The sequence below is a fragment of the Humidesulfovibrio sp. genome (genome assembly GCF_030689645.1).
Classification (GTDB): domain Bacteria; phylum Desulfobacterota; class Desulfovibrionia; order Desulfovibrionales; family Desulfovibrionaceae; genus Humidesulfovibrio.
In genome coordinates this window covers 1-22294 of record NZ_JAUYFU010000018.1, presented here as the reverse complement: position 1 = coordinate 22294, position 22294 = coordinate 1, and the positions used below count along the sequence as shown (strand labels likewise).

Below are 22294 nucleotides of genomic sequence, written 5' to 3'. Positions count from 1 at the left end.
CCTGGCAACACGAAATCAAGGCGTTTCCCCACGTCCGGCAACGGCCCGCACTAGACCCCGCCTGCCCGCCCTTGCCTCGCCACGCTTCGAATGCTACCCACGCCGGAAATCGCGCCCGCGCGCGAACTTTTCGCAAGGAGTCCCAGCCATGCCCGCCAAGCCCGCCCCGGCACAGTTGAGGGAACGCGCCCAGGCCATATTCGCCCTGCTGGCGGCGCGCTACCCCTCGCCCGCGCCCATGCTGGACTTCAAGGACCCTTGGGGACTGCTGGTGGCCACGGCCCTGGCCGCCCAGTGCACCGACGCCCGCGTGAACAAGGTGACGCCCGTGCTTTTCCAGCGTTGGCCCGCCATCGGCGACCTGGCGCAGGCCGATGTGCAGGACATTGAGGCCGTGGTGCACTCAACGGGCTTCTACCGCAACAAGGCCAAGAACCTGAAGGCTGCGGCGCAGCGCATCATGACCGTGTACGGCGGCGAGGTGCCGCGCACCATGGCCGAACTCATCACACTCGGCGGCGTGGCCAGGAAAACGGCCAACATCGTGCTGGGCAGCGCTTTCGGCATCAACGAAGGCATCGCCGTGGACACCCACGTGACTCGCCTTGCCTTTCGCCTGGGCCTGACGGAAAGCTTAGACCCCAAGATCATTGAGCGCGACCTGATTCCGCTTTTCGACCGCTCCCAGTGGGCGGACATCAACCACTACCTGGTTTTCTTCGGCCGCGAGATCTGCGACGCTCGCAGGCCGAAGTGCGACGAATGCCCGCTCAACGCACTCTGCCCACGCAAAGGACTCAAATGACGTACGATCCCTCGACCCTCGGCCAGTTCAGCATCACGGCCACCGATGGCCAGGCGCGCCGCGGCAGCCTGACCACGGCCCACGGCGTCATAGAGACGCCCATCTTCATGCCCGTGGGCACCCAGGGCAGCGTCAAGGCCCTGGCCCCGGACGACCTGCTGAACGCCGGGTCCCAGATCATTCTGGGCAACACCTACCATCTGTACCTGCGCCCGGGCGACGAGCTGCTGGCCCGGCGCGGCGGCCTGCACCGCTTCGCCAACTGGAACAAGCCCATTCTGACGGACAGCGGCGGCTTCCAGGTATTCAGCCTGAAGGAGATCCGCAAGCTCTCCGAGCAGGGCGTGGAGTTCCGCTCCCACCTTGACGGCAGCAAGCACCTCTTCACGCCGGAAAAAGTCATGAGCATCCAGAACAACATCGGCTCGGACATCATGATGGTGCTGGACGAATGCGTGGCCTACGGACAGGACTACGACTACACCGCCAAGTCACTGGAGCTCACCACGCGCTGGGCCAGGCGCTGCCGCGAGGCGCATCCCAGGCACAAGAACGGGCAGCTCCTGTTCGGCATCATCCAGGGCGGCTTCTTCAAGGATCTTCGGGAGCGCAGCCTGGAGCAGCTGGCAGAGATCGACTTCGACGGGTTCGCCATCGGCGGGCTCTCAGTGGGCGAAAGCACCACGGAAATGTACGACATGCTGCACCACATCACGCCGCTCATGCCTGCCGCAACCCCGCGCTACCTCATGGGCGTGGGCACGCCGCTGGATATTCTGGAGGGCATAGAATCCGGGGTGGACATGTTCGACTGCGTGCTGCCCACCAGAAACGCGAGGAACGGCACGCTGTACACCTCACGCGGCAAGGTGAACATCCGCAGGGCCGAGTACCGCGAGGACGACAGCCCCCTCGACCCCGACTGCCCCTGCTACACCTGCCGCACCTTCAGCAAGGCCTACCTGCGCCACCTCTACGTGGCCCAGGAGATCCTGAGCTACCGGCTGAATTCTCTGCACAACATCACTTTTTTCCTCACCCTGGTGCGCCAGGCGCGGGAGGCCATCGCTGAAGGCCGTTTCGCGCAGCTCAAAGCGCGCTACGTGGACGTGTTCACGCCGGGCAACTCGGACGGCATCAAATGATCCGCAAGACGCTGGGGTTCCTGCTCAAGGCTTGGGGGGCGCTCAGCCTGCTGGCGCTGCTGCTGGGCGCAGGGGCCCTGCTCACCGCCGGGTGGTGGCTGCGCGTGGACGACGAGCTGAAGCCAGCCGACGCCCTGGTGCTTTTGGGCGGCGATCCGCGCCGGGCCGTGCATGCCGCGGATTTGTACCTGCGCGGCCTGGCCCCGGTGATCTACACCTGCCGGCCCATGAACGAGTCCCAGGAGCCCCTGGTCAGCCTGGGCATGCCCAGCGAGCCGGAGGAGGTCCGCACCATGCAGGCCCTGAGCCTCAAGGGCGTGCCGCCGGAGGCCGTGCGCCTGTATGGCCAGGATCTGCTCAGCACCGTGGACGAGGGGGAACATCTGGCGCAGCTCTTCGGCCCGGAGGTCAAGACCGTCCTGGTGGTCACCTCGCCCCACCACAGCCGCAGGGCCAAGCTGATTCTGCAGCGCCTGCTGCCAGGACGCGAGATCATTCTCTCCACCCCGCCCTACGAGCGCTTTGAGCGCAAGTGGTGGACGCACCAGACCTCAGCCCGGCACGTCATCATCGAGTGCGCGAAATTTCTGTATTACTTTGCGGGAACACCGTTCCGCGCAAGCGGAGCGGTCAAAACGGAGTGAAGGAGCGGCTGCAAAGCTAGTTGGCGGGTCTGCACTTGGGGCACAGGCCATACAGGTCCATCTTGTGCCGCGCCAGACTAAAGCCGTACTTGGCGGCCAGCTCCTCCTGCCTGCTCTCGATGACCGGGTCCATGATCTCGATGGTGTGTCCGCAAGCCTCACAGATGAGGTGGTCGTGGTGATCCACTCCGAAATGCGGCTCATAGCGCGTGATGCCGTCGGCGAAGCTCACGGCCTCTGCCAGCCCGCACCCCGCCAGGAGCTTCAGCGTGCGGTACACAGTGGCCTGACCGATGGAGCCGTCGCGGCGCTTGACCTTGGCGTAGAGTTCTTCAGAGGACACGTGCCCCGGCTCCAGCAGAAAGATATCCAGGATCAACCTGCGTTGCGGGGTGATCTTCAGACGGTGCTCCTGCAAATAGGAGGTGAACGCCTGGTGAGGTGTCTGCTGGTCTGTGGAGTCTTTTTTTGGGCGCATAAAGTGCTTCTTATGGAATGCCAGGCGTTGCTGTCAATGCGGGAATACGCCTGGACGGGAGGTTTCGCGTCTTGACAGACCCCCACCCCTGGGGTCTATTGACGCGGCGCGGCCGCAATGGCCGCAACGCAACAAAAGGTTTGGCCATGCTGGAACTTTCCCTATGGGTTTTAGGAGGCGTGTTCGTGCTGGGCCTGGTGGCCTGCCGCCTGGCGCGCAAGCCCAGAAAGCAGCACGACATGGAGCTCCTGGACTTCGACTTCGATAAAAGCAAGACCTACGAGAAGGACGGACGCAAGTTCCCGTTCTCGTACTGATTTGCTTTAGTTCGCCGTGCGCTCTCGAATGGCCGCCAGTTCCCGCGCCCGAGCCGCCTGGGTGCGCATTTCAGCCGTCTCGCTCTGGGCAAACTCCGCAAGGGTCACATTGGCCGGGCTCTGCCGCAGGGCCTCGGAGAAAGTCTGAAACAACGGGTCCACGCCGGGATGGATCACCATGCCCCCGCAATCCCCGGAATCCCCGCACACTGCAAGCACCTCCAGCACCTCGGCCATGCGGATGTTCTCCGCAGCCATGGCCAGAGCGTACCCGCGCGACTCCTCGTCGCCCAGGGGCACGGCCATGCCTGCGTCGGCCAAGGCCGCCAGGGTGTCCATCACCACGTCTTCCGGCAAGTGCAGCGCCCGGGCCAAAGCGTCCACCGGCAGCGGGGAAAGGCCGGCGGCATAGCGCGCCGCAATGTGGGTCAGGGCGGCCACAGCCACCTTCTGACGCGACAGGGGGCTCAGGCGCGCCGAGAGCCCCCGGCGCACAAAGGCGTGCAGGTGCTGCACGGCATACGAAACCTCCGCTCCCAGAAGCACGATGATCCAGCTGATATACAGCCAGATCAGAAACAAGGGCAGTTGGGCGAAGCTGCCATAGATGGCGTTGTACTTGGTGAAGCCGATCTGCCAGTGGATGTAAAGCCACTGCGCCGTCTGCCACAGGGTGCCCGCCACCATGCCGCCAACGATGGCGGACTTGAGCCGCACCCGCGTGTTGGGCACAAAGGCGTACACAAAGGTGAAGCCAACCCACACAAGCGCCAAAGAGATGAACTTGAGCAGGAACTTCTCCAGCCCATCGTAACCGGGGTTGCTGACGAAGTCGCGCACCAGGTCGAACTTCTGCACAGCCACGGTGAAGCTGGCGGCCACCAGGACGATTATCGGGCAGATGACGATGACGGAGAAGAAATCCGTAAATTTACGCCAGCTTGTGCGACCTTTCTTCACGCCCCAGATGGAGTTGAAGGCGCGCTCCACGTTGCCCACCGTGGTGAACACCGTGAGCAGCAGCGTGGCCACGCCGATCCAGCCCAAGGTCTTGACGTTGGTGTTGGCGATGTACTGGAGGATTTTGTCCACCACCTCGGCGCGCCCGGCGGAAACGCCCATGAGGAAGTCGCGGAAAAACTCGGCGTTCTGCAGGCCAAAGCCCTTGGAAATGGAGAAGGCCACGGCCAGAAGCGGCACGATGGCCAAAATGGTGGTGAAGGTGAGCGCAGACGCCCGGATGATGCAATGGTCGGCCAAAAAACCTGTGGACACCATGTAGATGAGCCGCGACAGGGCAAAGACGCCCTTGCGCGCGCCCCCGGCCTCTGCGGCATCCTTGGCCCAGATGTCGTGCCGAAAATGGCGCTCCACCGCGCCCTTCACGCCCTTGCTGCCCTGCCCTGCCATGTGTGCTCCCTGCGCTCCGTCTGTCATCCGCCGCTAGAACAGCAGATCCTTGAAGAACTTTATGGGCTTGAGAGGAATGCCCAGAATCCCCTTGATGGTGTTGCTGATGAGCGTGCCCGCGGGGATCTCCATTTCCGGGTCCTTAAGCCGCCCGAAAACCTTGATGGGCACGTCTGGAATGCCGGTCATGCTGGCGGAAAGGTTCACGTTGATGCTGTCATCCGCCGGGGAGAAGCGGCCCTTGCCTGTCACCACCATGTTCGGGGTGCTCATGCGGAAATCGTCGGAGCGGAACACGCCCTGGCTGACTTTGAGCTTGGCCGATGCCTGGTTGAAGGGCGAACCCGGCCGCTTTGCCGCACCCTGCGGCTGACCCACGGACTGCTGCCCGGCGGTCTGCTGGGCCGAGGCTCCGGAGCGCCGAGCCTGCTGGACCCCGCTCTGGGCGTTTTGGGCATCCGCCGAGCCGGACAGCACATAGGCCCCGTCGACAATCCTGAAACTGCCCAGCCCCTCCAGGGTGCGCATCACATCCAGATCCGTGGCGCCAGAGCCGGTCACATCAAGGAACAGGTCTGTCTTCCCGGTGACGAACTCCTTGCCCGCCCAGCCCTGCATGAAGGGTCCGGCCTGGAAATCCTTTGCCGCGACTGCCAGCCTGGTCTGCATGGCGTTCCCATTCACCTGGGCCGAGAATTCCCCGGTAAGGGAGCCGCCGTAGAAATTTCCGCCAAAGGGCTTCACCGAAAGCAAGCCGCTCCCGGCGCGAACGCTGGCGCGAAAATCGCGCAGGATGAGCCCTTGGTACTTGAAGCTGCGCAGGGCCACGCCGCCCTCCAGGTTCAGGTCGCGCAGGGCGTCCACATTCAAAGGCTCCGGCGTGGGCCGCTCTGGCTGGGCTCCGCGCTTTGTGGGCTCCGGCGCAGGCAGGTAGCGGTCCAGGTCGAAGTGGCCGCCCGTCAGGCTCAGGTTCTGGCGCGGGGCAGCGAAGTTCTGCACCGCGTATGATCCCCGCACCGGCATGTCGTCCAGCTGAGCGTTCAAGTTGTTCAGACTGCCGCCCTTGGCCGAAAGGGTCAGGTCCGCCTCTCCGGTGATACGTTGCAGGGCGCGCTTGTCCGAGCTTTTCGGCACGTCCATGTCCAGGGCCGCCATGACCCGTTTGGGGTCGCCCTCCTGGCAGCGGATGTGCCCGGCCAATGCCCAATCAGCCCCAAGCACCTTGGCCCCGGTGAGGGCGCCGCCAAGGCTCAAGCCGCACGCCTGCAGCGTAGCCGAGGTCAGATTCAGGCTCTGGCTGGCGAAATCAAGGCTGCCGCGGCCAGAGAAGCTGGCCTCGTTCTCCCGCTTGGGCAAGAACCAACCCCGGAGCCTGCCGCTGGCTGCGGCCCCGGTGAGCTGAACCTTGCCCTGCTGGCCGCGCAACAGACCGGACAACCTGCCATCCAGGTTGAGCAGCGGCTTTGTGCCCACGGCAGAGAGACCGCTGTCCATCTGCAAGGCCCATTCTGCGTCACCTGCCGCAGCGGGGGAGAAACGCGCCTGAGCCTGAAGGGAAGACAAATTCAAGCACTTGGGCTGGGCTGCGGCCTGGCCCTTGACCGGACCTTTGTCCGGCGTCACCTCGATGATGGAGGCGCCCAGGCTGGCCTGCACCTCGGCCACGGCCCGTCGCACCACCAACGAAAGCTTCGCGGCGGGCTGCGCCAATGCCTTTGGAGCCTCCGCCTTGGCGCGCAAATCCATGCGCCCGGCGACGGAAAACCCCGGCCTGTTGACCCAGCTCACCTGGCGGGAATCCACGCCCTCCATGCGCAAGGCCCCCCCCCAGCCAAGCACCGGAGCGCCCGGCCCGGCCAAAAGCCTGGGATCCCTCGGCCCCTCGGCGAAGGTGACAGAAAGATCTCCCGCAACGCTGCCTCCCTGCGCCTTCACGGGTTTGAGCTGCGCCTTGTGCGCTCCAGCGACGCCCCACCACTCGACCTCCGCGCCCTGGCCGGTTACGCCTGCGAGTTTCAGACTGTCGGCCTTGATGTGGCCCGCGCCGTGCACGGCGCGCAGGTAGTCCATGGGCAGATCGGCCACTATCAGCGGCGGGCTGGTTGCATTGGAAGTGAATGCGGTGATGAGGGCGTCTGCGTCGAGAGTATTGGCCGCAAGGTCGAAATCAAGGCCGGTGCCGTTGTCAAACCCCATGCGCACCCAGCCCTTGAGGTGGGACTTGTCCAGGGTGAAGCCAGGAGTCTCGAACACCAGCTGGTTCACATCGGCCTTGAGGTTCAGAAGTCCATGGGCCGTGTGCAGCGCGGCCTCATGGTCATGGGCGACGGTTCCGGGCCAGTAGGAGTTCAGCACGTTGCGCGGGCTGAACCGGCCCAGATCGAGCTTTGCCTCCAGGCGAAACATTTCTGTGACGTCGAGAAAGGTGACCTCTCCGGTGACATCAGCGCCCAGGATGCGCAAACGCACGTCCGAGAGCTTGAGATGCTTGCCGCCGCCCTCCACGCTGATGGTGGTGGAGATCCCGGCCAGCGGCGCGCTCTTGGGCATGAAGGTTCCGCCCACCTCGGCCTGCACCGTGGTCTCGGTGAACAGGGGCGCAGGATCATCCGCGCTCCAGTGCAGCTTGCCAGCGCCCTCAAGATGGGCCGTAAGCCCAGGCCTGGGCCAGGCGAAGCTGCACGACACGTTGAACGGCAACGACCGGCCAGACTCGATGCGTCCGGTGCGCAGGTCTATGCCGGTTGCAATGTAGCTGTAGTTGTTCTGATGGTCGTCCAGGCGGGCCTGACTTTGCAGCAGACGCAGCCCCCGAACGGTGACGCGGCGGAAGTAGGAGCCGGTCTTCTCCTTTGCGTTCTCAACTTGGCGCAGGTGCTCGAAGAGCCCCTCCCAATTGCCGCGGCCCTCGCCGTCCATGGTCAGCACCAGGATGGCGTTGTCCAGCTCCACCGTGTCGAACACCAGGCGGCGCTGAAGCAGCGGCAGCACCTTGATACGCGCGCCGATCTCGTGGGCTGTGAGCAGCGGCGTGCTTCCGAAACGGGGATCGTTGCCCAGGCTGAATCCCTGAGCCTTGAGGCCGAACCAGGGAAAGAAGCTCAAGACAATCTCACCGTCCAGCCGGGCCTCGCGCCCTGTAGCTTCCTGAACCAACTGCCCAAGCTCAAGCCGGAACTCCGGCGTGCGGAAATAGCGCGAGGTCCACCATACGGCGGACCCAACGGCGATGCCCAGTCCGCCCAGGCAGCACAAAAGAATGATGAGCAGTTTCTTGCGCATGAGCTTCGCTTTACAGGCTCCCCATTAGAGGCTTCCCCCGGCTGCTGGATATTCGTTCCAGGGCGCGGGAATCTGGAATCTCCGGCTCGAAACAAGGCATAGCCGCTTTGGGGTGGTCCGGCAAGCTCCAGCGCCTTTTCAAGGCCATTGCGCAGGCAAAACGCACGCACAACAGCACAGTTGGGTCAAGCTGATGGGCACGACAGACCGTTGTGGTCCGAGCCGACGGAGGAGGAGGGATGGAGGCGCGAGAACGTATTTGCTCCGGCAGGCTTCAACAGCAAATGTCGCCGCAGGGCAAATGTCAGGTCAGCCGTCCAGGTCGCCGCCAGCGAGGCCCACAATGGCAATGCCCGCGCGGTCTGCTGCGGCGACTGCGGCCTCGAGATCGAAGAAGAGGCTCTTGCCCGCCTCCACGCCCAGGCAGGTGCCCTGCCCCTTGGCCAGCATGCGAACGGTGTCAGGGCCAACGCTCGGCAGGTCCACGCGCTCTTCCTGGCCGGGCTTCATGACCTTCACCACCACGCAGCCGGGCCCGCCCAACTCGCAGCCCCTGCGAATTGCCGCATCCGTGCCCTCCAGGGCTTCCACAGCGGCCACGATGCCTTCGCGCAGCACGACGCACTGGCCGATGTCCAGAGCGCCCATCTGGCGGGCAAGGAAGGCTCCACGACGCAGATCCGCCCATTCACGCTCATCCGGCGGACGCCTGGTAAGCACCCCCGGCGGGGTGGTGAGCCCCAGGGCGAAGGTTTGCGGCGGCAAAAGCTCCATGCCCTCAGACTCCAGCAGGCCGGACACAGCGCGCAGGATGGCGTCATCGCCTTTGCCGGGCAGGGAAAACAAGAGCTTCACGGCGCGCGAATCCAGGTGGCGGATGTCCATAACGCCGGGTTTGTTGATGGTGCCGGCCATGACCACCTGCTCGACCTTGTTCTCCTTCAGGAAATCAAGGAGCTTGGCCAGTTGGCCGAGCTTCAGCTCGCGGTGGACGTCGGCGATGGGATAGACTTCTGAATTGGTGTGGCCCGCGAAGCCAGCCACCACCAGACGGTGCCCGTGAGCCTTCACGCCCTGGGCCACCAGCACAGGAAACTGGCGGCCCCCGGCGATGAGCCCGATGACTTTCGAGGTGGCGGCCTGCGCGCTCATGGTGCAGCCCTGGCCGGGAATCCCGGCTAGTCCTCGCCGCCCGACGAAGCGCGCCCGGCGTCGGAGGTGATGCCGCGCGTGGTGGCCCGGATGAACTCGACCAGACGCGCCACTTCGGGCGAGTCGGGCAGTTCGGCCAAGGCCTTTTGCAGGGCTTCCTCACGCATGAGGCCGGAGCGGAAAATGATGCGGTAGGCCTTCTTGATGGACCCCACGGCGGCGGCGGAGAAGCCCTTGCGCTTGAGGCCGATGAGGTTCGGCCCATAGAGCCTGCCGCGAGTGCCCTGGGCCAGCATGTAAGGCGGCACGTCGTTGCTGTAGCCGGAAAGGCCACCCAGGAAGGCGTATTCACCCACGCGGGCGAACTGCTGCACCGCAGCCATGCCGGAGACGATGGCGTAGTCGCCTATCTCCACATGCCCGCCCATGCTAACCGCGTTGGCCACGATGACGTGGTCGCCGACGGTACAGTCGTGGGCCACGTGGGCATAAGCCATGAACAGGCAGTGGGAGCCGATGGTGGTCTTCTGGTTGCCCTGGGGGGTGCCCCGGTGCACGGTGACGAACTCGCGGAAATCGTTCTTTTCGCCGATGCGCACCCAGGTCTCCTCGCCCTTGTAGCCGAGGTGCTGGGGCTCGTCGCCGATGCAGGCATAAGAATGGACGTGGTTGCCCGGGCCCATGCTGGTGTAGTTCTTCACCTGGGAGAAGGCGTCGAGGCGGCATTCGTCGCCGATTTCAACATTATCCTCGATGACGCAGTAAGGCCCGACCTGGACATTCTGGCCGAGCTTCGCGCCGGGATGAACCACGGCGGTGGGATGAATCGTCGTCACTACATTTTCCCCTTGTCCACAACAGCAGCGGAGAACACGCCTTCGGCCACCCGCTCGCCGTCCACTGTGGCTATGCCCTGCATCTTCCAGATGTTCATCTTGCGGCGCACCACAACGGCCTCAAGCATGAGCTGATCGCCGGGAACAACTGGCCTGCGGAACTTGGCGCCGTCGATGCCAGTAAAGAGAAACAGCTTCTCCCCGGTGTTCATCTCCAGGCTTTTAGCCACAAATACAGCCCCGGTTTGGGCCAGGGCTTCCAGGATCAGCACGCCCGGCATAATGGGCTGGCCGGGAAAATGCCCCTGAAAGAAAGATTCGTTGAAGGTCACGTTCTTGTAAGCCTTGGCGCGCACGCCAGATTCGAACTCCAGCACGCGGTCGACCAGAAGAAAGGGATACCGGTGCGGCAGCATTTCCATAATCTGCCGGATGTCGAAGATGCAGTCGCTACTCATGGCCTGTCTCCTTGTCTTGGGCCTCTGCGGCCTTTTCCAGCCGCTTAACGCGGCGCATGAGTTCCGGGAGCTTGGGCAGGCTTAAGGACACCTTGAGGTAGGTGGCCCCGTCCATGCTGGGAGAACCGCCGGCGATGGCGCCAGGAGGGAGGTCTTGGCCCACCCCGGCCTGTGCGGCCACCTGGACCCCGTCGCCCAAACTGATATTGTCGCGCAGGCCTACTTGGCCGGCCAGCACAACGCCGTTGCCGAGCCTGGTGCTGCCAGCTATGCCCACCTGGGAAATGATCAGGCAGTGCTTGCCCGTCTCCACATTGTGGGCGATCTGAACAAGATTGTCGATTTTCGTGCCGTCGCCCACCTTGGTGGATTCCAGCGCGGCGCGGTCGATGGCCGTGTTGGCCCCGATCTCAACATCGCGGCCGATGACCACGTTGCCGACCTGGGCGATTTTAACGTGTCCGGCCGGGCTCTGCGCATAGCCATAGCCGTCGCTGCCGAGCACGGCCCCCGAATGGATGATGACTCCCTCGCCCAGAACCGTGCCCGCCATGAGGGCCACATTGGGGTAGAGGGTCGCGCCGGCGCCCACAACACAGTCTTCTCCAACGTAGACGCCGGGGAAGAGCGTGGAGCCGTTGCCGATCTGCGCGCGCGCGCCGACAAAGACGAAGGGGTACAAGGTGACGCCTTCGCCGATCTCGGCTTCCGGGTGCACGAAGGCCTGCGAGCTTATGCCTGTCAGGCAGCCTTGCGGCTTGGCGAAGAGCGCGACAACGCGCGCCCAGTCGAGTTTGGGGTTTGCAGTCAGGAGGCAGCTCCTGCCCTCTGGGGCGTGCTGCTCCTCGCACAAAACCGCCCCGGCCTGCGTCTCGGCAAGCTGGGGCAGGTATTTGCGGGTCAATAGCGGCGCGATGTCCCCCGGCCCGGCTTTGGCCAAGGTGTTCACCCCGCTGACGTCAATGTCGTGGCCGGAGAAGGTCAACCCGACCTTCCCGGCCACTTCAGACAGGCGCATGTGGGGCGACTCCACTACTTCTTGCGAGACTTCCAGGCCTTGTTCAACTCAACGGTCACGGCCTTGGTGATGTCGGTGGAAGGGTCGAAGTAGTAGATGATGCCCTGGGTCTTAGCCATGACGAGGCTGTAGCCGTTCTTGCCGGAGTAGTCGGTGACGGCGTCGTTCAGGACTTTGAAGATCTCATTGAGCTTGATGCTCTTCTCGCGGTTGGCGGCGTTCTGGAACATCCGCACGGCCTCGGAAAGCTCGAACTCCTTACGGCGCAGCTCACGTTCCTTGTCCTGACGCGCTTCGGGAGCAAGGGCGAAGGCCTGCTTCTGGAAATCTTCCTGCATCTTGAGGAAGTCCTTCTGCTGCTTTTCGATGCGCTCGCTGTCGGGCTTCATCTTGGCTTCAAACTGTTTGATGGCATCCTGGCCGGGCTCTGAGGTTCTCAGAACTTCTTCGGGATCAAAGATGCCGACCTTGGAAGGGCCAGCGGCGAAAGCCACGGACTGCAGAAGCAGGAGAAAGAAAGCGGCTGCCAGAAACTTGCGCATGTGAATAACTCCTTTCAACGTGTGTTGAAGCCAGTGCATCAGTAAGGGACACATCAGCCAGCGGCGTCATTGCCTGTTTGGCTAGAAGGTGCGCCCCATGTTGAACTCCACCTTGTTGTTGCTGCTGTCGTAAAGCTCGTCAAGGCCGTGTCCGTACTCAATTTTGAGCGGCCCCATGGGAGAATACCAGAGTATGCCAAGACCGACACTCTTATACAACCCAAACGACGGCGCTGCAACACCGCCGCGCTTGGGAGCGCTAAACCAGCCCTCGCCTTCTTTCCAGGTATTGCCTGCGTCAAAAAAGCCGGTGCCGTAAATGCCCATCTTTTTGCTGAGGGGATAGGTAAGCTCAAGGTTTGTGAAAGCTTCCTTATCGCCATACACAGCGCCGAAGCCGTTGTTCTCAAGCGGTGTGATCTTGCGCTGCGAATAGCCGCGCACAGTTCCCGAACCGCCAAGAGAGAACCGCTCGCTCACGGGGACGGAGTCGTCGCTCAGGTTCTTGCCAACCCAGCCGACCTGACCGTGCCAGCGGAACACCAGGTCGCCGATGACAGGATGATACCAGCTGGAATCCACAATGCCCTTAACGAAGTTGTCGCTGCCGGCAAGCATGCCGCCGCCGTACATGAGGGTGAAGCTGTTCACAGTACCGTTGGTGGGCAACGAGGTGGCGCCGCCATTGGTGGTGTCGCGCATCACGGTTGCCGAAGCCACGCTCGCGGTATGGGTGCCAAGGGAGTCGATCACGAGCTGCGAAGCCTGGGTGGAGTCGACATCGTAGATTTTGTAGCGCTCAAGGCGATAGTCCCACAACAGGCTGGTGTACTCGCCTATGGGATAGGCGAAGTTCACCTTGCCGCCCATGGAGTCGCGATTGTAGCTGACGTAGTCTTCCTTCCGGTCAAAGAGCTGGAAGCCGACGCCAAGCAGGCTGTCGTCCCAGCGGGGGTTCATGGCCTGGAAGGTATAGGCGGTCTTTTTGGCGCCCCATTGCCCGTTCAGGCTGGAGCTCCAGCCCTTGCCGAAGAGGTTGGCTTCCTCAAGGGAGGCGGCCAGATACACGCTGTCGTAGGTGGAGTAGCCCACGCCGCCGCCGACCTTGCCGGTGTCCTTGTCCTTGACCTTGACTTTCAGGTCCATCTCGTCGGGATTGCCTGTGGGCACGGGCTCTATATCCACGCTGGAGAAGTAGCCGAGCTTGTCAAGGCGCGCACTGGAGCGCTTAAGCTTCTCACCGCTGAACTGGTCGCCGTCGGCCAGGCGCATTTCGCGCAGGATGACGTTGTCGCGGGTCTTGGTGTTGCCCTCAAGAAGCACCCGGCGGATGTGGACCTTCTGGAGTTTACGCATAACATAGATGACATCCACGGACTTTTCTTCCGGGTGGTCGTTCATGCGCACATTGGCTTCCGCGTAGGCGTAGCCGAAGTTGTTGTAGTAGTCGGTCAGGGCCTTCAGGTCGTCGCGCACCAGGGAGCGATCCAGGTAGTCCTTATTCTTGGCGGAATCGGAGAGCTTCGTCAGCGCCAGCAACTTGGGCGCGTCGGCGATGAGGTCACCCTCGATGCGCACGGACTCGACCTTGAAGCGCGGGCCTTCCTCCACCTTGAACGTGATGGTGATGCCGTCCTCGCCGATGGCCACTTCTGGCGCTCCGACCTTGGCGTCGATGAAGCCGCGGTTGTTGTAATACGCAGCAAGGGCCGCGCTGTCGCGTTCAAGGAGCTCCTCTTTCAGCACGCCGCCCTGGGTAAGCCAGGAGAACATGCCGCGTTCCTTCACGGCCAGTTCGTCCTTGAGCTCGTCTTCCGGCAGCTGCTTGGCGCCCAGGATAGTGATCTTCTTGATGTAAAGCTTTTTGCCCTCGTCGATGACGAAGTTGAGACGCGCCTGACCTTGGCCGGCAGACTCGATCTCGTGAGTGACCTTGGCGTTGTAGTAGCCGTCCTTGCGGTACATTTCGCGGATGGCGCCGATGTCTTCAGCCAGAACCTTGGGGTTCAGCACCGCGCCTTTCTTGGAGCTGGCGACCTTGATGATGTCTTCGCTCTTGAGCTCCTTGGCGCCCTTGACGCCGATGGCCAGAATGCGCGGCTTCTCCACGACCTTCACCACAAGGATCTTGCCCGCCGGGGCATCGCGCAGGAGCGCCTTCACGTCGTCGAAGTAGCCCAGTTCGAACACGGTCTTCACGTCGGCGTTGATGGTCTTGAAATCGATGGTGTCGCCCTTCTTGGCGCTCATGCGCATGAGGACCACTTCGCGGTCCAGAGCCACTGCGCCCTCAACCTGAATGTCAACGATGCGGTCGAGGCCCAGCAGGTCGCCCTTCATTTTGGCCACCAGCTCGTCAACGCCGGGCAGCAGGTTGATGAGGCCGTCCTTGCTGACGGAGATGGGCACAGCCTGCTTGAGGCCGAATGGGTCGGTGACGCGCACGTCGAGGGACAGGGTCTCGCCCAACTGGCTGAAGCTGCCAACAATGGCGAATGATGCCCCGGTCAGAAGCGCGCCCTCTCTGGCGGCCTGGGGGTCTGTGGTCCGAAGCCCCTTGGAGGCCAGAGCCTTCTCCAGGGCCTCACGGGTAACCACGGTGAAGCCCGCATCGCTCAGGCGGTCGGACAACATGTCCTGCAAGCCTTGGCGCAGGTACTTCATGTCGTCGCCGGCGTTGACCTCGAACGGCAGCACCACCACCGAGACCTCCCGTGGGGAGGTGACGGCGGCGAAAAACTCCCGTGGCGCGGCGAACATCGCCAGCGCCATGGTCAAAACCGCCAGTGCGAAAAATTTAGTCTTTCTACCCCTGGGCATAGAGCACTCCCAAACGCAACTCCAGCCGCCGCCCCATGACGTTAGCCAGTTCGATGTTATGCGTTACGACCACGAAAGTCATCCCCAAGTCCCTGTTCAGGGACACCAGGAGTTCGCCGATCATCCTGCCCGTCTTCTCATCAAGGTTTCCGGTGGGCTCGTCGGCCAGCAGGGCCTTCGGCCGGAGCAAAATTGCCCGCGCTATGGCCGCCCTCTGGCGCTCGCCGCCGGAGAGGGTGGTCACGGGAAAGCTCATCCTTGCTCCAAGTCCCACCATTCCCAAAGCTTCGCGGGCCAGCTCCAAGGATTCCTCCTTGCTCTTCCCCGCGATCAAACCGGGCATGGCGACGTTCTCCAGGGTCGTAAACTCCGACAACAGATGATGAAACTGAAAGACGAATCCGATTTCCCTGTTGCGAAGCGCGGCCCGACGCCTGTTGTCCAGACTCCCAAGATTCTGCCCGAAGAAAAAAATCTCTCCGCTCGTCGGCGAATCAAGGGTGCCCAGCAGATGCAGGAGGGTCGTTTTGCCGGAACCCGATGCGCCAAGGATCGCTATGGATTCACCAGGCATGATCGAGAGGTCGATCCCGTCCAGCACCGTTAGGCGCTCACCTGGCCCAGCAAAATCCTTGCCAACCTTGTTCAGGAAATATAGCGGCTCTTTATTCATAACGCAAGGCATCCGAAGGTTTAAGGGCCGCAGCGCGCCTGGCCGGGTACAGAGTGGACAGGAAGCACAGGGCCAGCGCAGCTACGCCAATAAACGTCATATCCAACAATTCCAGGCGGACAGGCAGATAATCGACCGGATATACATCGCTCGGCAGCTTGATGAACTGGTATTTCTTAAGCAAAAGCGCCACCGGAATGCCGATGCCGTAGCCCAGAGCCGTACCCACAACCCCGATGAAGCTGCCCTGGTACATGAAGATGCGCCGGATCATGCCTTCATCCGCACCAAGGCTCATCAAAACTGCGATATCCTTAGTTTTCTGCATCACCAACATGACAAGCATGGTGACGATGCTGAAGGAGCCCACCAGGACGATCATGGCCAGGATGATGAACATCGCTGTTTTTTCAAGTTCCAGCGCGGCAAAAAGATTAGCGTTCATCTCCTGCCAGTTGCGCACGTAAACCGGATAGTCGTGCAGCTTGGCGCGCAGGGTCTCGCTCACTTCGCCCGCCTTGTACACGTCGGCCAGGCGCACTTCCAGGCCGGAGACAAGGTTATCCTTGAACCCCAGCAGGTTGCGCGCGGCGTCAACGGTCACATAGCCCAAAGTGGCGTCATATTCGTACATGCCGGTGCGGAAAATACCCGCCACGCGGAACACCCGCACCTTGGGCGTAAAACCGATGGAACTCTGCGTGCCCGTTGGAGAAAGCAGATTCACGGTGGCCCCAAGGCCAAGCCCCAGGCGCTTGGCCATCTCCGCGCCGATGACGACTCCGGGCAGGCCGTCCTTGTCCTCCAAATCCTTGACGCTTCCGCTCACCATGTCCTTGGTGAGGCTCAGGACCTGGTCAGCCGTGCTGGTCTCGATGCCGCGCAGCACCACGCCCTTCACTCCGCCGCTGGCGGAGAGCATCACCTCGGAATAGACAAAGGGCGTGACGCCCGTGACGCCGGGCACCTGCCGACAGATCTCGGCCATGGCCTGGTGCTCGCGGATGCCGCCGGAGAACGCGCTTATGATGACGTGGGCGTTGACGCCCAAGATCTTGTCGCGAAGGTCCTTGGTGAAGCCGTTCATGACCCCGATGACCACGATGAGCGAGGCCACGCCGATGGCCACGCCGCACACCGCGAAAAGCGAAATCACGGCGATGAACGACTGCTTGCGCAACGCGAAGATGTAGCGCAGGGCGATGAGAAATTCAAAGTTCATGCGGGCTCGATTGCCGGGCCGGTGCCGGATGAGCCGCCGCCCTGGTTGATTTCAGGCCGCAGCAGCGGGAACAGAATGACTTCGCGGATGGAGGCCGAGTCGGTCAAAAGCATGACAAGGCGGTCGATGCCGATGCCCTGGCCGGCTGCCGGGGGCATGCCGTACTCCAGGGCGCGCACGTAGTCCTCGTCCATGAAGTGCGCCTCGTCGTCGCCAGCGGCTTTTTCCTTCACTTGGTCGTCGAAGCGGCCGCGCTGGTCCACGGGATCGTTGAGCTCGGAAAAGGCGTTGGCCAACTCGCGGCCCACCATGAACAGCTCGAAACGGTCAGTGATGTCCGGGTTGTCGTCGTTGCGGCGCGACAAGGGCGAGATGTCTGTGGGATAATGATAGATGAAGTGCGGCTGGATGAGCTTGGGCTCCACCAGGGTGTCGAAGAGCTTTGCCTGAAGCTTGCCGAGCTTCTCGCCCTTGACGACCTTCTCGCCGTGCCTGCGCACCAGCGCAGCGCAGCGGTCATAGTCGTTGTAGTCCTCCGGGCCGACGCCGCCGATCTTCTCGATGGAGTCGTGGAAGCTCATGCGCGTCCACTTGCCAGGAGTCAGATCAATGTCGTTGCCCTGGTAAGGCACGATGGTAGTGCCGCACACCTCCTGGGCCACGCTTGAGATCATGTCCTCGGTCAGGTCCATGAGGTCGTAGAAGTTGGCGTAGGCCCAGTAGAACTCAAGCATCGTAAACTCCGGGTTGTGCCGGGTGCTGATGCCTTCGTTGCGGAAGTTGCGGTTGATCTCGTAGACCTTCTCGAACCCGCCCACCAGCAGGCGCTTCAGATACAGCTCCGGCGCTATGCGCATGTAGAGCTTCATATCCAGCGCATTGTGGTGCGTTTCAAACGGGCGCGCCGTGGCGCCGCCAGGAATGGGCTGCATCATGGGCGTCTCGACCTCAAGGAAGCCCTTGGAGTCGAGGTAATTGCGGATGCCGCGCACGATCATGGTGCGCTTGCGGAAGATCTCGCTGGTCTTGGGCGTGACGATAAGATCCACGTAGCGCTGGCGGTAGCGCGTCTCCATGTCCTTCAGGCCGTGGTATTTCTCCGGCAGGGGGCGCATGGACTTGGTCACCAGGGTGACGGAGACGGCCCGAATGGTGAGTTCGCCGGTCTTGGTGCGGAACAGGCCGCCCTCAATGCCGACGATGTCGCCCAGGTCGAACTTTTTGAATATCTGGTAGGATTCGGCGCCCAGGTCGTCGCGCGCGACGAAGATCTGCATGGCCTCGCCTGAGTCCTGCAGCTTCACGAAGGTTACCTTGCCGAAGGACCGCACCGAGGTCATGCGTCCGGCCAGGCGGAACACCTTGCCGACCTCGGCCAGGGCGGTCTCGTCCAGATCGCTGTAAGATTTAAGAATATCCGCAACGTGGATGTCTTTGCGGAAAGTGTTGGGGTACAAGTGCAGATCAGCGTCGAGCAGGGCGCAAGCCTTGTCGATGCGGGTTCGCAGGACGTCATTGTACTCGTCCCGTGCGGCTAATGCCTCAGCCAGGGGCTTGAAGCGCCCGGCGTGCGGCGACTCGACGCGGATTTTCTTCGCGCCTCCGTCATGTTCGTTTTCGGCCAAAACGGGTCTCTCCCTAGGGGTGTGCGGGCTCTAAAAAATGTCTTAAACCATTCGCCTGGGTACGTCGTACGCCTAAGCCATACGCCCCCGGCAGTCAAGGGCGGGAGATACTCCGGCCCGCACACGAAGTCAAAGCTTATGATGCCCATGGCTGGGGCGGCCCCTGCCGACAAGCCCGGTTCGAGCTCATAGCATAATCATATGGCATGATCCTGGCGACAAATACGGGGTGCAGGCAAACTTTTCGCGAGAATCTTCTTGACCTCGCGCTTTAGTTCGGCGTAATGAGTCCTCCGCCGCACAGAGCGGCTTTTCCCCGGTAGCTCAATCGGCAGAGCGGGTGACTGTTAATCACTAGGTTCGCGGTTCAAGTCCGTGCCGGGGAGCCAGACAAGATTAGGCCCGGAAGGCGAAAGCCCTCCGGGCTTTTTCGCGCCCGGCGCCCACGCCGCCGCCGGATGCTTTCCCCTTGCCCGCGCTGGCGCTTCGTGCTAGCCGCCATACCCATGATCGACATTGCCCAATACCTGCGCGAAATGACGGTGCTCATCGTGCCGCTGCTGCTCACCATCACCTGCCACGAGGCTGCCCACGGCCTTGTTGCCAGCTGGCTGGGCGACCCGACGGCCAAGCTGGCAGGGCGCATCACCCTGAATCCCGTGCGGCATATTGATCCCTTCGGGTTCCTCATCATGATCGTGCCGCCGCACATCGGCTGGGCCAAGCCCGTGCCCGTGGACTCGCGCTATTTCAAGGATCAGCGTACGGGAATGCTGCTGGTGGCCATTGCAGGTCCAGGGGCCAACCTCCTGGTGGCCGCGCTTTGCGCCGCGCTGTTCCACGCCCTGGGCAGCATCCCAGTGACAGACCCCGACGGCCTGGGCGTGCGCGTGCTGGTGCCGCTCTTGTCCATGGCCCAGGCGGGCGTGTACGTGAGCCTGCTCATCGGCGCCTTCAACCTGCTGCCCATTCCGCCCCTCGACGGCAGCAACATTCTGGCGCGCTTCCTGCCCGAGGATCTGGCCTGGCGCTACCTGGAGATGGGCCGCTACGGCATCCTGGTCATCATCGGCCTCATGCTCCTGGGCAACGTCGTCGGCTTCAGCCTCATCGGCACCCTGCTGTTCCCCGTCGTCAGAGCCGGGGCCGATATTTTCGGCATGAACTCGCCTTTCTGATCCACCTTTTAAACAAAGATACGCCATGACCGCCAAAAAAGAATGCATCGTCTCCGGCATGCGCCCCACCGGGCCGCTTCATCTGGGCCACCACTTCGGCGTGCTCGCCAACTGGCTGGAACTGCAGGAGCAGCACGACTGCCTGTTCTTCGTGGCCGATTGGCACGCCCTGACCACCGAGTACGCCGACCCCAAAAAAGTCAAAGGCTTCGTGCCTGGGCTGGTCATCGACTGGATAGCCGCAGGCCTTGACCCGGACAAGTGCATCATCTTCCAGCAATCCAAGGTGAAGGAGCATGCGGAGCTGCACCTGCTGCTCTCCATGCTCACCCCGGTTGGCTGGCTTGAGCGCAACCCCACCTTCAAGGACGTGGCGGCGGAGCTGGCCGGGCAAAAGGATTTGGCCACTTACGGCTTTCTCGGCTACCCGGTGCTCATGGCCGCCGACATCGTCCTGTACCGCTCCACCGCAGTCCCCGTGGGCCAGGACCAGCTGCCGCACCTGGAGCTGACGCGAGAGATCGCGCGGCGCTTCAACTTTCTGCACTGCCCGGAAAACGCGCCTTTCTTTCCAGAGCCCAAGGCTCTGCTGACCGAAGACGCCAAGCTGCCCGGCCTGGACGGCCGCAAGATGAGCAAGAGCTACGGCAACTCCATCGCCCTGGGCGAACCCCTGGAGAACCTCGCGCCCAAGCTCAAGGGCATGCTCACGGACAAAAACCGCCTGCGCAAGAGCGATGCAGGCGACCCGGACGTGTGCAACCTCTACCCTTACCACAAGCTTCTCACCGCCCCAGAAAAATGCGCGGAGATCCGCGAGGGCTGCGTGAGCGCCTCCTGGGGATGCGTGGACTGCAAGAAGGTGCTCCATGAATCCATGACGGCCTTCCTGACGCCCATCCACGAGCGCAGAAGCAAGTTGGAGGCCGACCCGGACCGCCTGTGGCACATTCTGGAGCAGGGCAACGCCCGCGCCCGAGTGCGCGCCCAGGAAACCATGGAAGCCGTGCGCAAGGCCCTGAACTTCGATTTCTAGCCAGGCCAAGCAGGGCCGGAGCCGGACGCAAAGGTCTGGTTCCGGCCCTTTTTCCGTTCTGAAACAGGAGAAGAGGAACATGAGCGAGAACGTCTGCGTTTCCAAACGCGCCAGCGAGATCACCCCCTTCCTGGTCATGGACATTCTGGAGGCCGCGCACAAGCTTGAAGCCGCCGGACACAACGTCATCCACCTGGAGATCGGCGAGCCGGACTTCGACACCCCGGAGTGCATCAAGGAGGCCGCGAGGAAGGCCCTGGCCGACGGCGAGACGCACTATACCCACAGCCTGGGCCTGCTGTCCCTGCGCGAGGCCATCTGCGAGGACCTCTTTGACCGCTACGGAGCAAAGGTGGACCCCGGCCAGGTCATCGTGACCCAGGGGACCTCGCCCGCCATGCTGCTGCTCTTCTCCACCATTTTGGAGGCCGGGGACCAGGTGATCCTCTCCGACCCTTGCTATGCCTGCTACGACAACTTCATCCGCTTCGCCGGCGCCTGCCCCGTGCGCGTGCCAGTCACCGAGGCCGACAGCTTCCAGTACCGGCCAGAGGCCATCGAGGCGGCCATGACCGAAGGCACCAAGGCCATCCTGCTCAACTCCCCGGCCAACCCCACCGGAACCCTGCTTTCGCCGGAGCGCATGGACACCATCGCCAGCCTGGCCGACAGGCGTGGGGCGTACATCGTTTCCGACGAGATTTACCATGGTCTGGTTTACGAGGGCAAAGACCACAGCGCGCTTGAGTTCACCGACCGCGCCTTTGTGCTCAACGGCTTTTCCAAGCTCTACGCCATGACCGGCTGGCGGCTGGGCTACCTCATCGCACCCAAAGAATTCATCCGGCCCATGCAGAAGCTCTGTCAGAACTTCTTCATCAGCGCCAACTCCGTGGCCCAGCACGCGGGCATCGCAGCCCTGAAGGAGTCCGCCCCGGACGTGGCGCGCATGAAGGCAATCTACGACGAGCGCCGCCGCTTCCTTCTGCCGCGCTTGAAGGCGCTGGGCCTGGGCGTGGCCAACGACCCCACCGGAGCCTTCTACGTACTGGCCAACGCCCGCCACTGGGCTGAAAAATTCGGCGGCAGCTCCCTGAAACTGGCCTATGATATCCTTGAAAAATGCCATGTTGGCGTCACGCCGGGCATCGACTTCGGCCAGGGGGCCGAGGGTTTTCTGCGCTTCTCCTACGCAAATTCACTGGAAAATATCGCCGAGGCCATGCGCAGGCTTGAGAAGTACGCGGCCCAGGCGTAAAAGAGCCACATGTGAGGAGCGGCTCCTGACCGCTGTGCTGCCATGAAACGGTTGATTTTGCTTACTCTGTGCGCCCTGCTGCTGGCTTTCGCCAGCCTTGGGGATGCGTGCGCCCAAAACGCTGGCGCTACGCAAAGGCCCACCGAAAGGCCTGCGCAAAAGGCCAAAAAAGCCAAGACGGGAAAGAAGCAGACCGGCAAGATCAGATCAGCCAGGGCTAAAGATATTTTGAGCAAATCGAACCAGCCCCGACTGACGCGGGAGGATTTGAGCAGCCCCTATTCTGCGGGCTCGGCCTTTGGCCCGCCAAAGCCCCCGGCCCCGCCGGAAGAAGACAACGCCACGCGCTGGGACTACGACCCTGCGCCCAAGGCCAGACCCTTTGCCAAGCCCAA

General features: G+C 62.6%; 19 protein-coding genes, 1 tRNA gene and 1 pseudogene. 9 read left to right on the top strand and 12 right to left on the bottom strand.

Annotated elements, in window-relative coordinates; all coding sequences use genetic code 11:
• Positions 1-148 precede the first annotated feature (148 nt).
• The 3 genes from nth to Q8O35_RS02145 are packed head-to-tail and all read left to right on the top strand — an operon-like array spanning position 149 to position 2594.
• Positions 149-805, top strand: a complete 657-nt coding sequence (nth, locus tag Q8O35_RS02155) for an endonuclease III (protein WP_305570090.1) — start codon at positions 149-151, stop codon at positions 803-805.
• The gene (tgt, locus tag Q8O35_RS02150) at positions 802-1950 is read left to right on the top strand and encodes a tRNA guanosine(34) transglycosylase Tgt (protein ID WP_305570088.1); all 1149 of its coding nucleotides are present in this window, start codon (positions 802-804) and stop codon (positions 1948-1950) included. Before nth ends, tgt begins: the two co-directional genes overlap by 4 nt.
• Complete coding sequence (locus Q8O35_RS02145; RefSeq protein ID WP_305570086.1) at positions 1947-2594, top strand: YdcF family protein; 648 nt, start codon at positions 1947-1949, stop codon at positions 2592-2594. The genes tgt and Q8O35_RS02145 overlap by 4 nt, the downstream gene beginning before the upstream one ends.
• A 16-nt stretch (positions 2595-2610) precedes the next feature.
• Here the strand turns inward: Q8O35_RS02145 and Q8O35_RS02140 are convergent, their stop codons facing one another.
• Positions 2611-3072, bottom strand: a complete 462-nt coding sequence (locus tag Q8O35_RS02140; RefSeq protein ID WP_305570084.1) for a Fur family transcriptional regulator — start codon at positions 3070-3072, stop codon at positions 2611-2613.
• Between the two features lie 98 nt (positions 3073-3170).
• Here Q8O35_RS02140 and Q8O35_RS02135 point away from each other — a divergent pair, with 98 nt between their 5' ends.
• Positions 3171-3389, top strand: a complete 219-nt coding sequence (locus Q8O35_RS02135) for a hypothetical protein (protein ID WP_305570082.1) — start codon at positions 3171-3173, stop codon at positions 3387-3389.
• Between the two features lie 6 nt (positions 3390-3395).
• On the opposite strand, the gene Q8O35_RS02130 is transcribed toward Q8O35_RS02135, so the two are convergent.
• The 11 genes from Q8O35_RS02130 to lysS form a co-directional block, all read right to left on the bottom strand.
• Positions 3396-4799 carry a YhjD/YihY/BrkB family envelope integrity protein gene (locus Q8O35_RS02130; protein ID WP_305570080.1) on the bottom strand — a complete coding sequence of 468 codons (1404 nt, stop codon included), beginning with the start codon at positions 4797-4799 and terminating at the stop codon, positions 3396-3398.
• Between the two features lie 33 nt (positions 4800-4832).
• Positions 4833-8081: an AsmA family protein gene (locus tag Q8O35_RS02125; protein ID WP_305570078.1), complete on the bottom strand. Its 3249-nt coding sequence runs from the start codon at positions 8079-8081 to the stop codon at positions 4833-4835.
• Positions 8082-8390: 309 nt separating this feature from the next.
• Positions 8391-9233 carry an LpxI family protein gene (locus Q8O35_RS02120; RefSeq protein WP_305570076.1) on the bottom strand — a complete coding sequence of 281 codons (843 nt, stop codon included), beginning with the start codon at positions 9231-9233 and terminating at the stop codon, positions 8391-8393.
• Between the two features lie 26 nt (positions 9234-9259).
• Complete coding sequence (lpxA, locus tag Q8O35_RS02115; RefSeq protein ID WP_305570074.1) at positions 9260-10069, bottom strand: acyl-ACP--UDP-N-acetylglucosamine O-acyltransferase; 810 nt, start codon at positions 10067-10069, stop codon at positions 9260-9262.
• Entirely contained in the window at positions 10069-10527 is a 459-nt protein-coding gene (gene fabZ, locus Q8O35_RS02110; protein WP_305570072.1) for a 3-hydroxyacyl-ACP dehydratase FabZ, read from the bottom strand. Before fabZ ends, lpxA begins: the two co-directional genes overlap by 1 nt.
• Positions 10520-11545: a UDP-3-O-(3-hydroxymyristoyl)glucosamine N-acyltransferase gene (gene lpxD, locus Q8O35_RS02105; protein WP_305570070.1), complete on the bottom strand. Its 1026-nt coding sequence runs from the start codon at positions 11543-11545 to the stop codon at positions 10520-10522. The genes fabZ and lpxD overlap by 8 nt, the downstream gene beginning before the upstream one ends.
• Positions 11546-11559: 14 nt before the next feature.
• Positions 11560-12087 carry an OmpH family outer membrane protein gene (locus tag Q8O35_RS02100; RefSeq protein ID WP_305570067.1) on the bottom strand — a complete coding sequence of 176 codons (528 nt, stop codon included), beginning with the start codon at positions 12085-12087 and terminating at the stop codon, positions 11560-11562.
• An 81-nt stretch (positions 12088-12168) separates the two neighbouring features.
• A complete protein-coding gene (gene bamA / locus Q8O35_RS02095; RefSeq protein ID WP_305570065.1) occupies positions 12169-14907 on the bottom strand; it encodes an outer membrane protein assembly factor BamA in 2739 nt (912 codons plus the stop codon).
• The gene (locus tag Q8O35_RS02090) at positions 14894-15580 is read right to left on the bottom strand and encodes an ABC transporter ATP-binding protein (RefSeq protein ID WP_305570062.1); all 687 of its coding nucleotides are present in this window, start codon (positions 15578-15580) and stop codon (positions 14894-14896) included. The genes bamA and Q8O35_RS02090 overlap by 14 nt, the downstream gene beginning before the upstream one ends.
• Entirely contained in the window at positions 15573-16802 is a 1230-nt protein-coding gene (locus Q8O35_RS02085) for a lipoprotein-releasing ABC transporter permease subunit (RefSeq protein WP_305570060.1), read from the bottom strand. The genes Q8O35_RS02090 and Q8O35_RS02085 overlap by 8 nt, the downstream gene beginning before the upstream one ends.
• Positions 16799-18427, bottom strand: a complete 1629-nt coding sequence (gene lysS / locus Q8O35_RS02080) for a lysine--tRNA ligase (RefSeq protein ID WP_371133081.1) — start codon at positions 18425-18427, stop codon at positions 16799-16801. The genes Q8O35_RS02085 and lysS overlap by 4 nt, the downstream gene beginning before the upstream one ends.
• Positions 18428-18740: 313 nt before the next feature.
• On the opposite strand from lysS, the gene Q8O35_RS02075 reads away from it, so the two are divergent.
• The 5 genes and pseudogenes from Q8O35_RS02075 to Q8O35_RS02055 form a co-directional block, all read left to right on the top strand.
• Positions 18741-18816, top strand: a tRNA-Asn gene (locus tag Q8O35_RS02075).
• Between the two features lie 117 nt (positions 18817-18933).
• On the top strand, positions 18934-19605 hold the full coding sequence (locus Q8O35_RS02070; RefSeq protein WP_305570058.1) for a site-2 protease family protein: 672 nt from the start codon (positions 18934-18936) through the stop codon (positions 19603-19605).
• A 25-nt stretch (positions 19606-19630) separates the two neighbouring features.
• Positions 19631-20641 carry a tryptophan--tRNA ligase gene (trpS, locus tag Q8O35_RS02065; protein ID WP_305570056.1) on the top strand — a complete coding sequence of 337 codons (1011 nt, stop codon included), beginning with the start codon at positions 19631-19633 and terminating at the stop codon, positions 20639-20641.
• A 79-nt stretch (positions 20642-20720) separates the two neighbouring features.
• Positions 20721-21899: a pyridoxal phosphate-dependent aminotransferase gene (locus Q8O35_RS02060; RefSeq protein WP_305570054.1), complete on the top strand. Its 1179-nt coding sequence runs from the start codon at positions 20721-20723 to the stop codon at positions 21897-21899.
• A 42-nt stretch (positions 21900-21941) separates the two neighbouring features.
• Positions 21942-22294: pseudogene (locus Q8O35_RS02055) on the top strand (hypothetical protein); the annotation flags it as partial.

Coding starts and splice junctions, on each gene's coding strand:
- Q8O35_RS02130 (WP_305570080.1), bottom strand. CDS start 4,799: ATGGCAGGGCAGGGCAGCAAGGGCGTGAAGGGCGCGGTGGAGCGCCAT.
- Q8O35_RS02120 (WP_305570076.1), bottom strand. CDS start 9,233: ATGAGCGCGCAGGCCGCCACCTCGAAAGTCATCGGGCTCATCGCCGGG.
- Q8O35_RS02145 (WP_305570086.1), top strand. CDS start 1,947: ATGATCCGCAAGACGCTGGGGTTCCTGCTCAAGGCTTGGGGGGCGCTC.
- Q8O35_RS02125 (WP_305570078.1), bottom strand. CDS start 8,081: ATGCGCAAGAAACTGCTCATCATTCTTTTGTGCTGCCTGGGCGGACTG.
- Q8O35_RS02140 (WP_305570084.1), bottom strand. CDS start 3,072: ATGCGCCCAAAAAAAGACTCCACAGACCAGCAGACACCTCACCAGGCG.
- fabZ (WP_305570072.1), bottom strand. CDS start 10,527: ATGAGTAGCGACTGCATCTTCGACATCCGGCAGATTATGGAAATGCTG.
- tgt (WP_305570088.1), top strand. CDS start 802: ATGACGTACGATCCCTCGACCCTCGGCCAGTTCAGCATCACGGCCACC.
- lpxD (WP_305570070.1), bottom strand. CDS start 11,545: ATGCGCCTGTCTGAAGTGGCCGGGAAGGTCGGGTTGACCTTCTCCGGC.
- trpS (WP_305570056.1), top strand. CDS start 19,631: ATGACCGCCAAAAAAGAATGCATCGTCTCCGGCATGCGCCCCACCGGG.
- Q8O35_RS02090 (WP_305570062.1), bottom strand. CDS start 15,580: ATGAATAAAGAGCCGCTATATTTCCTGAACAAGGTTGGCAAGGATTTT.
- Q8O35_RS02060 (WP_305570054.1), top strand. CDS start 20,721: ATGAGCGAGAACGTCTGCGTTTCCAAACGCGCCAGCGAGATCACCCCC.
- Q8O35_RS02100 (WP_305570067.1), bottom strand. CDS start 12,087: ATGCGCAAGTTTCTGGCAGCCGCTTTCTTTCTCCTGCTTCTGCAGTCC.
- nth (WP_305570090.1), top strand. CDS start 149: ATGCCCGCCAAGCCCGCCCCGGCACAGTTGAGGGAACGCGCCCAGGCC.
- Q8O35_RS02070 (WP_305570058.1), top strand. CDS start 18,934: ATGATCGACATTGCCCAATACCTGCGCGAAATGACGGTGCTCATCGTG.
- bamA (WP_305570065.1), bottom strand. CDS start 14,907: ATGCCCAGGGGTAGAAAGACTAAATTTTTCGCACTGGCGGTTTTGACC.
- Q8O35_RS02085 (WP_305570060.1), bottom strand. CDS start 16,802: ATGAACTTTGAATTTCTCATCGCCCTGCGCTACATCTTCGCGTTGCGC.